At 60.3% G+C, this 11,096-nt stretch carries 11 protein-coding genes and 2 tRNA genes; 1 reads left to right on the top strand and 12 read right to left on the bottom strand.

The annotated features are described in order from the left end of the window. Window positions 1-65: 65 nt before the first annotated feature. The 12 genes from greA to asnB form a co-directional block, all read right to left on the bottom strand. Window positions 66-536 carry a transcription elongation factor GreA gene (greA, locus tag DXD39_RS01340; RefSeq protein WP_006234960.1) on the bottom strand — a complete coding sequence of 157 codons (471 nt, stop codon included), beginning with the start codon at window positions 534-536 and terminating at the stop codon, window positions 66-68. Between the two features lie 106 nt (window positions 537-642). Next, entirely contained in the window at window positions 643-918 is a 276-nt protein-coding gene (tatA, locus tag DXD39_RS01335; RefSeq protein WP_022094895.1) for a twin-arginine translocase TatA/TatE family subunit, read from the bottom strand. Between the two features lie 112 nt (window positions 919-1,030). Continuing rightward, window positions 1,031-1,107, bottom strand: a tRNA-Pro gene (locus tag DXD39_RS01330). A gap of 49 nt (window positions 1,108-1,156) precedes the next feature. Beyond that, the gene (ispE, locus tag DXD39_RS01325; RefSeq protein WP_233541073.1) at window positions 1,157-2,053 is read right to left on the bottom strand and encodes a 4-(cytidine 5'-diphospho)-2-C-methyl-D-erythritol kinase; all 897 of its coding nucleotides are present in this window, start codon (window positions 2,051-2,053) and stop codon (window positions 1,157-1,159) included. A gap of 2 nt (window positions 2,054-2,055) precedes the next feature. After that, entirely contained in the window at window positions 2,056-2,352 is a 297-nt protein-coding gene (locus DXD39_RS01320; protein WP_006234957.1) for a Veg family protein, read from the bottom strand. A gap of 114 nt (window positions 2,353-2,466) precedes the next feature. Continuing rightward, window positions 2,467-2,913, bottom strand: a complete 447-nt coding sequence (gene dtd, locus DXD39_RS01315; protein WP_022094897.1) for a D-aminoacyl-tRNA deacylase — start codon at window positions 2,911-2,913, stop codon at window positions 2,467-2,469. Between the two features lie 3 nt (window positions 2,914-2,916). Further along, window positions 2,917-3,558: an RdgB/HAM1 family non-canonical purine NTP pyrophosphatase gene (rdgB, locus tag DXD39_RS01310; RefSeq protein ID WP_117802906.1), complete on the bottom strand. Its 642-nt coding sequence runs from the start codon at window positions 3,556-3,558 to the stop codon at window positions 2,917-2,919. A 143-nt stretch (window positions 3,559-3,701) separates the two neighbouring features. Beyond that, the gene (gene rph, locus DXD39_RS01305) at window positions 3,702-4,427 is read right to left on the bottom strand and encodes a ribonuclease PH (protein WP_117802905.1); all 726 of its coding nucleotides are present in this window, start codon (window positions 4,425-4,427) and stop codon (window positions 3,702-3,704) included. A 55-nt stretch (window positions 4,428-4,482) separates the two neighbouring features. Continuing rightward, on the bottom strand, window positions 4,483-5,367 hold the full coding sequence (gene murI, locus DXD39_RS01300) for a glutamate racemase (RefSeq protein ID WP_117802904.1): 885 nt from the start codon (window positions 5,365-5,367) through the stop codon (window positions 4,483-4,485). 51 nt (window positions 5,368-5,418) lie between these two features. Further along, entirely contained in the window at window positions 5,419-6,330 is a 912-nt protein-coding gene (locus tag DXD39_RS01295) for an HAD family hydrolase (protein ID WP_099432110.1), read from the bottom strand. 107 nt (window positions 6,331-6,437) lie between these two features. Next, entirely contained in the window at window positions 6,438-8,000 is a 1,563-nt protein-coding gene (locus tag DXD39_RS01290; RefSeq protein ID WP_117802903.1) for a Mur ligase family protein, read from the bottom strand. A gap of 112 nt (window positions 8,001-8,112) precedes the next feature. Next, on the bottom strand, window positions 8,113-9,993 hold the full coding sequence (gene asnB, locus DXD39_RS01285; protein ID WP_117563808.1) for an asparagine synthase (glutamine-hydrolyzing): 1,881 nt from the start codon (window positions 9,991-9,993) through the stop codon (window positions 8,113-8,115). Window positions 9,994-10,180: 187 nt separating this feature from the next. Here asnB and DXD39_RS01280 point away from each other — a divergent pair. After that, a tRNA-Val gene (locus tag DXD39_RS01280) sits at window positions 10,181-10,256 on the top strand. Window positions 10,257-11,096: the final 840 nt, after the last annotated feature.

Here is an 11,096-nt window from a genome sequence, read left to right as displayed (position 1 = left end):
AACTAAAACGCTCCCCAGGATTCGGTCCCAGGGAGCGAAAACATACCTTTACGCGGGACCGTGGTCTAGCGTGCAATCTTGGCGATGGTGTAGACGCGAGTCTTGCCGGAAGGCGTAACGACCTCGACGGAGTCGCCCTCGCCGTGACCGATGATGGCGTGGCCGACCGGAGACTCGTTGGAAATCTTGTGCTCGAGCGAGTTGGTCTCGGTGGTACCGACGAGCGTGACTTCCATGACCTCACCGTTGGGATCAATCAGCGAAACGGTGGAACCGATGGAGACGGTCAGATCACCTGTGGTGGCAGCAACCTGAGCGTTGGCGAGGATGGCCTGGATCTCGGCAATACGAGCGGCGTTCTGGGCCTGCTTGTCCTTGGCGGCGTCGTACTCGGAGTTCTCCGAAAGGTCGCCGAACGCGCGGGCTTCCTTGATGTCCTCGACGATCTCCTTGGCGTAATCGCCCTCACGCCAAGCGAGCTCCTCGACGAGCTTCTGGCGGCCCTCAGCGGTCAGTACGATCTGGCTTGCGTCCATACGGATATCTCCCCAACTCTGATCAAACAATCAACTGTCAACAAAACGAAAAAGACCGGCTAGCCTGCGGGCAAGCCGGTCAGGTGCTCACCCCAAAGGGATGGGACTACTCTGCGTCCGCGTCGCTGTCCTCTGCCTGCTTCTTCTTGGCAGCAGCGAGCTTGGCCTCGAGCTCAGCGATCTCCTTGTCCTCCTCGGACTGCTCGACCACGACCTCCTCGGCCTGCTTGGTCTCGGCCTTATCGTCGCCCTCCATACCCTCACGGATATTCTTGACGGTAGAGCCGAGGGACTTGCCGAGCTTCGGCAGGTTCTTGGGCCCGAAGATAATCAGGACAACGACGAGAATAATGATGAGCTCAGGAGCCCTCAGTCCAAACATTTAGACCTCCACAATACAGCGAGACAAGCTCGAATGAGTATACCGCGGGTATCGCGGTATCACAACAATAGCTAAAAAAAGGGACCGCAAGAAGCGGTCCCTCCTCATGCTCTGGTCGGGTTGACTGGATTTGAACCAGCGACCCCTGCGTCCCGAACGCAGTGCTCTACCAAACTGAGCCACAACCCGTTAGCTCGACTATAGTAACAAAGATTTTCGCCGCGTGCTAGAGAAAATTTTATTTCTTTGGCGCGTCGATTTGAACCGTGTTGGGAATGAGCTCCGTCGCGCAGGACCACCAGCCGTTTTGCTGGGCAGCGTCGGCAAGCCTTTCGGCCGTGGCGGCGGTGTCGCAAATGGCAAATGAGCAGGCACCCGATCCGCACACATCTACAGCAACGGTGCCGTCCTGTTTACGCAGCCAATCGAGAACCATTTGAATCTGCGGCTCCATCTGTGCGGAAATGGCACCCAGGTTGTTATGGATGAGCGCATATGCCGTCTCGGCATCACCAGCACGCAAGGCAGAAGCTATCGCGCCGGGCTTGTCCGCAGGCACCGGAGCCTCGTCAAAACGTCGATAGGCTTCAATTGTTGAAACGCTTGCCTCGCGCGGCTTGACCAACACGACGGGCGTTGCGGGCAGCGCGGGATACTCAGTTGCCAGCACGTCTCCCCCACCTACGTAGAACGCAAGGCTCGCGTGCAAAAAGAACGGGACGTCAGCACCAATACCCCGCGCAATGTCGTCGAGCGCGGGGTCGGTGCGATCAATTCCCCAGAGCTCCGCCAAGGCGACAATGACCGCGGCCGCATCCGTCGAGGGGCCGCCCAAGCCGGCGCACAATGGAATGCGCTTCTCAATCGTCACGCAGATGTTTGCCTCGCGACCATAATGCTCGGCCATAGCAACCGCAGCCCGATACGCCGTATTCTTTTGCATGGGAAAATCTGATGCCGGAACCGTCTGGACGGTCAGCGCCTGCGCCGGCGCGACCGTCACGGAATCGGAAAGACCGACGGCTGCCATCAGGGAATCGACCCTGTGGTAGCCGCGGTCATCGCGCTCGGTATGAACCCCCAGGTAGAGGTTAATCTTTGCCGGCGCGGAAAGAGTCAGGGACCGATCGGTCACCGTTAGTGCTCCTCGAGCTGATTGCCGAGCGGGGTAAAAATGTGCTCACCGCTCTCGGGGTCGAACAGCTCGACCTGCCCGGTGAGGACATCGATATACTGGTAGGACTGACGCGACTTGCGGCCGCGACGTTCGTCAACCTCGACGATAAAGACGGCGGGGTGGACGCTCTTGATGGTGCCCATGCGCTCGACGACGCGGGTGCGGCCCATGTTGGCCTTCACCTTGACGCGATCGCCCACCATATCGGTCAGCTTCTCGTGGATGTCGTCGACGTGATTGACTTCCATCTCTTCCATGAACAGGGCCTCCAGAAGGTGCAATTCAAAAAGGGGATAATACCCCTAAGATAGACAAAACTCTAATACTATAGCACCCTGTTACAAACACGCGCAAGTAGCTAATTTGGCTACTTACAGATTGTCGGTATCGAGGACGATGGTGAATGGGCCGTCGTTGACGAGGTCGACCTTCATGTCTGCGCCGAAGATGCCATGCGCTACGTGCTCGACGTCCTCGCGCACAAGCGTCAGGAAGTACTCGTAGAGCTCGTTGGCGACATCGGGGGCGCCGGCATCCGTAAAGGACGGACGGCGACCATGACGGCAATCGGCAAACAGCGTGAACTGCGACACCACGAGCACCTCACCGTCGACGTCGGCAAGCGCCAGGTTGGTCTTGCCGTTCTCGTCCTCGTTGATGCGCAAGCCGCGGAGCTTGCCCCACAGCTTATCAGCCTCGGCGCGCGTATCGCCGTGGCCCACGCCAAGCAACACCAGGTAGCCGCGTCCAATGCGGCCCACGCACTCGCCGTCGACCGTCACGCCGGCGTTGAGTACGCGCTGCACCACCGCACGCACGGCCTACTCCTCGCCCGTCAGCTTGGCGGACAGATGCTCGAGCGCATGGAATCGATGGCTGATGGCGTTCTTCTCGTCCGCCGTCAGCTCGGCCATGGTCTTGCCCGGCGTGTCGACCGGCAGGAACAGCGGGTCGTAGCCAAAGCCGTGATCGCCGCGGCCCTCGTGTGCGATAGTGCCCTCGCAGGCGCCCTCACCATAGGTGACCAAACCGTCCGTGTCGATGAGCGCGACGACGCTCATAAAGCGCGCAGTGCGGTCCTCGTCGGCCACGCCCTCCAGATTCACGAGAAGCTTGGCGTTGTTGGCGGCATCGTCTCCGTGCACGCCCGCATAGCGCGCGCTATACACGCCAGGCTCGCCGTCCAGGGCATCAACGACCAGGCCAGAATCGTCGGCAATGGCCATAAGGCCCGTCTCCTCGACCGCAGCCTGCGCCTTGATGATGGCGTTCTCCAAAAACGTCGTGCCGTTTTCCTCGGGGTCCTCAAAATCGCCCAGCTGGCCGAGCGCCACAAAGCGAACCTCGGGCATGACCTTGCCTAAAATGGCCTCGATCTCGGTGAGCTTATGGGCGTTGCCCGTTGCCACGACAATGGTCGCCGCCGGGTCGAGGGTGTCGATGTCGATCTTCTCAAGTGCCATGAGTGGTCTCCTTGTCTCTATAGCAATGCCGCGCCGAGGGCGACGAGGGCCTCCGCCTCTCCCCTCTCAATCAACGGCAGTCTTATACTTCGACGTTTTCCCAGATAAAACCTGCCAAAATAAACCTGTCACTTTTTGGTAGGTTAGGCGAGGGCCTGGCGCTGGAGCTCGATGAGCTCGGCGATACCCTTGTCGCCCAGGTCGAGCAGGGCGTTGAGGCGTTTGCGGTCGAAGGGCGCCTGCTCGCCGGTGCCCTGGAGCTCGATCATCTCACCGGTGTCGGTGGCGACGAGGTTCATGTCGACCTCGGCGTGGCTGTCCTCGGAATAATCGAGGTCAAGCAGCGTATTGCCGTCGACAACGCCCATAGAGATGGCAGCAACCTGGCCCGTGAGCGGGATGCGCTCGATCTTGCCGGCCTCGACCCACATAGCAAGGGCGTCGTGCAGCGCCACCCAGGCACCGGTAATGCTCGCCGTACGCGTGCCGCCATCCGCCTGGATCACATCGCAGTCGACGGTAACGGTGTACTCGCCGAGCGCCTTCATGTTGACGACGGTACGCAGGCTGCGGCCGATGAGGCGCTCGATCTCCATGGAGCGGCCCTTACGCTTGGCGTACTCGCGCTTGCAACGCTTACCGGTCGATGCCGGCAGCATGGCATACTCTGCGGTTACCCAACCGGCCTTGGCACCCTTGCGCCAGCCCGGCACGCCCTCCTCGATGGTGGCGGCACAAAGCACGCGCGTGTCGCCGAACTCAGCCAGGCACGAGCCGTGGGCATGTTTCATAACACCACGGGTGAGCTTGACGGGGCGCAGCTCATTGGCGGCACGGCCGTTGGCACGGTTGACCTGCATGTACTCCATAGAAATATCCTTTCGGCAGAAGAAGAGGGCAAGTCTTTGGACGGTAACCCTACATCTATTTCAGTTCGTCGATATCGACATGCTCGATGCTTTTGAGCGGCTGGCCAAAGATAAAGCTACCCGCCACCGCAAACTCGGCAATGTTGTCAGACGTAGTGGCAAAGCGATGCTGCGGCTCGGCAGCGTCGCCCGCCAGTTGCTCACGGCGCGTGAGGATATCGGTCAGCTCGCGCGTAGTCTCCTCGGCAGAACTCACGACGCGCACCCCAGGCCCCAGCGCATGGCGGATAGGTCCCACCAACAGCGGAAAGTGCGTGCAGCCGAGCACCACGGTATCGATTCCGCGATCGCGCAGCGGCTCAACCGTGGCGCCGACCAGCGCTCGCACGGCCGGCGTATCGAAGATGTCCTCGTTCTCGAGCCACTGCTCCTGCAGATGCGCACCCGAGGCGAGCTCGTGCTCGACAACCTCGACAAAACTCGAAGCCGGGCAGCCGTATACGTCGACGCCGGCATCCAGGTCCTGAATGGCACGCGTGTAAGCGCCTGAGCGAATGGTGAGGTTGGTGGCGAGCACGCCCACCCGGCGCGTGCGGGTGCTGTTGATTGCCGCGCGTGCGCCCGGCGCAATCACACCGATGACGGGGACGTCGAGCACCTGCTGGGCCAAACGCAAGGCCGCAGCGGTCGCCGTATTGCAGGCGATGACCATAATCTTGACATCGTGCTTCGACAGCCAACGGCCCGCCTGCAGCGCAAACGAGCGCACCTCGTCCTCGGTGCGAGTGCCATAAGGGCAGCGCTTGGTGTCGCCAAAGTAGTAGACGGACTCGTGCGGCAACGCCGTCGCAATCGCGCGCGCAACCGTCAGACCGCCCAGACCCGAGTCGAATACGCCAATGGGGCGCGTGTCCCCGGCCAGATTCTCGATATCGGACATTACCTCACCAGTCTCTCTCGAAAAGACATGTCCAAGTGCGGCGACGCCGCGCTACGAACGCGCCGCGACCAGCAGCTCTGCCGTCGCCGCCCAACCGTCGACAATTTTGCCGCGCGTAACGAAAGCGTTCTCGCAAGCAGCCAGGAACTCGGGCGCGCCGGCGCTCGTCAGGCCATTCTCGACCAGGCAGAACGTGCCCACGTGATCGGCCATGTAGAAGTCGGACTCGGAATCGCCGAGCGCGAGCGTCTCCTCGCGCTCAATCCCCAGGTGCTCGCAGAAGCGCGCGATGGCAACGCCCTTGTTGAGGCCGGCGGGATTGATGTTAAACGCGCGACCGTCCTCGACGCGATCGAGCTCGAGCGTCGTCGGCTTGGACAGATGCGTCAGGTGACCGTTACAGGCCCACACCAGGCCGCAGCCGGCCTCGTCGAGGATGGCCTGCGCCTCGTCATCGGGGATGTCGCCGCGCATGCCGACGGTAACCTCGCGGTACTTGTAGCCGGTCGACATGTCGTTGTGATACTCGATCTTGTGCGGCCAGCGGGCGAGGATCTTCTCGCACACGCCAGTCTGCTCGATCACCTGGTGCGGCGTGAGACCGCAAGATGGGTCGTAGGGCATATCGCCGGTCAGATACTCCCAATCGTTGGCCTTGAGATCGTACATGACCAGGCCACCCATCTCACCAATGTAAGAGTTGAGGCCGAGCACGCGCGCGTCCTCGTGGATCATGGTACGGTTGCGGCCCGAGGTGGGAACCACTTGGATGCCGGCGCGGGCAAGTGCCACGACAGCCTCGACGAGCTTGGTCGAGGGGTTGCCGTCGTTGTCGCGCAGCACGCACGAGCCGGGTGCGAGCATCGTAGCATCCAGGTCGGTAAAGACGTACTTAACCTTGGCCAAGCGCTCGCGCATCTCGCCCGAAAGCTCGGCGACGGTCGGCAGGGTGTTGTGGGACATGGTTACTCCGTTTACGTAGAAGGGTTTGGGCTTGGACGGCATGTTTTGATTGAGGGAACACGTTTATGGCGACAGCGCACTCAGGGCGCCTTCGCCATCATGGTTCATTAGTCAAACTGGGTAACATCGATCAGGCGATTGGCCAACGAAAGGTCGCTCTCGATGGGCACGAACTCGTCGCCCACGTGCATGAGCTCCTCGTCACCCTTTGCCAGCAGCAAGACAATGGTGGGAGCATTGGGGTTGACGTACTCCTCGCGCGCCGCCTTGAACGCCGCATGCACAGCGGCTTCACGGTCGAGGATGATCTCGTTCGGCGTATCGTCGGGAACATGCTCGGCAAGCTCGCGACAGACCTTCATCGGGTCCTCGTGAGCCGGGTCCTCGTTGGCAAAGATCATCAGGTCGGAATATGGTGCGGCCTCGCGCGGAAGCTGCTCGCGGCGCTCCTGCGCCTTGCCGCCGGCAGCGCCAAACACTGCAATGACTGGACTAGTGGGAAACGCGCGCTTGACCGACGAGAAAAGCGAACGGAACGAAAGCTGGTTGTGCGCATAGTCAACGACGCAGATCACGCGGCCGTCCTTCGACTCCACGACCTCCATACGGCCCGGCACACGAAGCTTGGAGAGGCCCTTCTTGATGGCATCGATACCGATGCCGATCTCGTGCGCAGCGGCGATAGCGACCAGCGCGTTCTCCACGTTAAAGTCGCCCGCGATGCCCAGCAGGACCTTCTCCCCCGCCTCGGACTCGTCGGCACACAGGCCATGCAGGTTAAACTCGATGTTAAAGCCGACCACGCGGACATCGCTTGCCCACAGGCTTGCCTCGGGATGCTCGACGCCAACGGTCACCAAGCGCTCGGCCGTCGACGCTGCCTCCAGCACACGGTCAACCTCTTCGGTGCCCAGATTCACCACGGCGGTCTTTGCCTGGTCAAAGATCCTGAGTTTGCTCTCAAAATAATCCTCAAACGTGGGGTGTTCGATCGGCGAGATGTGGTCACGCCCGATGTTGAGGAAGCACGCCACGTCAAACGGCAGATTCTCGACGCGTTGGTACTTGAGCGCCTGGCTCGAGACCTCCATGACCATGGACTGGCGACCGGACTCACGGCAGTTGGCGATATGGCGCCAGACCTCGGGGGCCTCGGGCGTAGTATTGGTGCTCTCGTAGCACTCGATGCCATCGTCGGTACTCACCGAGCCGATCATGCCGCAGGATTCGCCCGCTGCCTTGATGATGGACTGAAGCATAAAAGCGGCCGTGGTCTTTCCCTTGGTACCGGTGATGCCCACGATCTTGACGTCGTGGTCGGGACGGTCGTAGACCTCCGGCGGCAACAGGGCCATGACCGTGCGAACGCTATCAACAACCAGCATCGCAGCACCGCTCTCCTGCGCCAGCGGCTCCAGAGACTCGACCAGCGACTCTTCGCACACAAATGCGACGGCACCCGCATCGAGCGCCATGCTCAAAAACGCGGGCTTAAAGGCAGCACCTTTGCAAAAGAACACGTCACCTGCCGAGACCGCGCGCGAATCAAACGAGCAGCCGGTCACGGCACGCTCGTCAACCTGCTCTGATGCGCGCAGCTCGCCGCACACGTCGAGAAGCTTGGCAAGCGTATCGACCGTGGTCACGGTCGCGGAATCCGAATGGTGCATCTTTCACCTTTCTCAGCCACTTGGCAGGGACGGTTTTTATAGTAACTGAAACGCACCCACGCAAAAACGGCTCCCGGAGGAGCCGTTACGCGCAGGCGTTCGTTAGCCGAGGCTAGGCAGCCTGAACAGCGGGCTGGTCCTCGTCGATAAAGAAGCGCTTGTACCACACCAGGAACACGAGCGGCGTATAGATCTTGCGCTGGAAATCGCCCTTGCCCGCAAAGTGCAGATCGAGCAGGTGCATGAGCTCGTCGGTATCGAAGAACTCGCTTGCCCACGGCGCGGTGAAGTACTCCTTGACATAGTCGTACCACTTTTGCTCGCGCAGCCAGTAGACAATCGGCACCGGGAAGCCCACCTTGGGACGGGTGGCCCACTCATCGGGCAGCGACTTGTTGGCAGCGTGGCGGAGTACCTGTTTGTTGCCGTTCTCGTTGATGCGGTAGCGGTCGGGAATGTGCTCGGCGAACTCCATGACTTTGCGGTCCAGGAAGGGCACGCGCAGCTCCAGCGAGTGCGCCATGCACATCTTGTCGGCCTTGAGCAGAATGTCGCCCGGGAGCCACATGTTCATGTCCAGGTACTGCTTCTTGACTAGCTCGGGCTGACCCTTCACGCGCGCATAGATGGGAGCGGCAAGCTCGAAGGCGCCATCGCCGGTGTTGTACTCGGGCTTGAGCACGCCGTCGACCTCGCGCTCCGGCCATACCAGAGCCTGTCCCAGGAACGACTTCTCGGGGATCTCGGCACCCTTTACCAGGAAGTTATGTCCCTTGAAGTACGGCATATGCAACGCCAGGTTACCGAGCGCGCGACGGATGGGCAGCGGCACCATCTTTTTGTACTTGCGGACTGGGACCGTGTCCTCGTAGTAGGCGTAGCCGCCAAAGAGCTCGTCGGCGCCTTCGCCCGAAAGCACGACGGTGACGTCCTTGCGGGCCATCTCGGCCAAGAACCACAGCGGCACGGAAGACAGGTTGGACTGCGGCTCGTCCATGTGATACTGGATGTCCTCAAGCGCACCGAAGAACTCGTCGGCGGTAATCATCTTGCGGACATTCTCGACGCCGAGCTTGTCAGAAAGTTCCTTGGCGTAGTTAGTCTCGTTGAAATTCTTGTAATCGAAGCCCACCGAGAAGGTCTTGTCGGGCATGAGGCAAGCGGCGATGTAGCTGGAGTCGACGCCACCGGAGAGGAACGACGCGACCTTGACGTCGGCGATGCGATGGGCCTCGACGCTCTCGTGCACGACCTCATCCAGCTCGTCGACGTACTCCTCGAACGGCTTCTCGACGGCAGAGTAATCGCAATCCCAGTAGCGCTCGATGTTCATCTTGCCGGTCGGGATGTCTACGGTAAAGTAATGCGCCGGCGGCAGCTTGTAGACACCCTCGAAGAAGGTCTCCTCGGTTGCCGAATACTGCAGCGTCATGTACGGACGCAGGGCCTTTTTGTTGACCGCCTTGTGGAAGTGCGGGTAGTCCAGGAAGCTCTTGATCTCGGAACCAAAGAGCACGCCCGGAGCGCCGTCACCCGCATCGGCCATGGGATAGTAGTAGAGCGGCTTGATGCCAAAGATATCACGGGCGCCAAAAAGCTTGTTCTTCTTCTTGTCCCAGATGACGAAGGCGTACATACCGCGCAAGCGATCGAGTACTGCCTCGCCCCACTCCTCGTAGCCGTGCAGAAGGCTCTCGGTGTCGGCGCCGCAGTGGAACTTGTAGCCCTTGGCCTCGAGCTCGGAACGGAGTTCTTGGAAGTTGTAGATCTCGCCGTTGAAGACAATGACGACGCTACCGTCCTCGTTGGCCATAGGTTGGGCGCCAGCCTCGGTCAGGTCGAGGATCGACAGGCGGCGGAAGCCGAGGGCAACGCGGCCGTCGATAAACTGGCCGCCCATGTCGGGACCACGATGGACGATGCGGTCCATCATCTTGGTGAGCACCTCGGATTGGTTATCCGTCCCACCGACAAAACCGACAAAACCGCACATATACTATCCCCTCTGCTGTTGCTGGGCATCAAATCGAATCAGTAGCTTTTGAGTATACCCGAGGGTGTAAAGAGGGACGGAATGTTCAGGCAATCTCAACTGAATCAGCTCCGCGCCGACACGCGCCGGTTACCTTTAATGGATATGAGGTGAATGGGGCGATTGTTTTGCTATACTCTCTCCGCATGGGCGATTGGCGCAACGGTTAGCGCAGGTGCTTTACACGCACAAGGCTGGGGGTTCGAATCCCTCATCGCCCACCATTGAATTGGAAACGGTCCTCGCAAGAGGACCGTTTTTGTTTGGGCCCATTTCATGGGATTCGAACCCGACAGGGTGCGGAGCTGAGGAAACGCGAAGCGTTTTCCAGCGCAGCACGCGAGGGCCGCAGGCCCGAAGCGAGAGCGGGCGGCGCCAGCCGCACGCGACATCCCTCATCGCCCACCACTGATTTGGAAACGGTCCTCGAAAGGGGACCGTTTTTGCTTGGGCCCATTTCATGGGATTCGAACCCGACAGGGTGCGGAGCTGAGGAAACGCGAAGCGTTTTCCAGCGCAGCACGCGAGGGCCGCAGGCCCGAAGCGAGAGCGGGCGGCGCCAGCCGCACGCGACATCCCTCATCGCCCACCACTGATTTGGAAACGGTCCTCGAAAGGGGGCCGTTTTTGCTTGGGCCCATTTCATGGGATTCGAACCCACAAGGGTGCGGAGCTGAGGAAACGCGAAACGTTTTCCAGCGCAGCACGCGAGGGCCGCAGGCCCGAAGCGAGAGCGGGCGGCGCCAGCCGCACGCGACATCCCTCATCGCCCACCACTGAATTGTTAGGCCTCCAGCGATGGAGGCCTTTCTTTTTTTCAGGCCCAGCGCATGGGATTCGAACCCGCCAGCACGTCTGTCACAAAGGCCGTGGCCAGAAAATGGCAAAAATGAGTACTGCTACCTTGCTTACAACATATCAAAAGATAGTATTTGCTTAAGTTACGCAACATATGTCCATTATAAGGACTAACAATTAGATCAAAATCGTGCATTCATCGCCATTTCGACTTGCCATCTGGTCTTATTAGTCCAAAATTGCTGCGACCAAATCGGTAACAGTAC

Source organism: Collinsella sp. TM04-29 (genome assembly GCF_003466565.1).
GTDB lineage: Bacteria > Actinomycetota > Coriobacteriia > Coriobacteriales > Coriobacteriaceae > Collinsella.
This window is presented reverse-complemented; position numbering and strand designations above follow the sequence as displayed.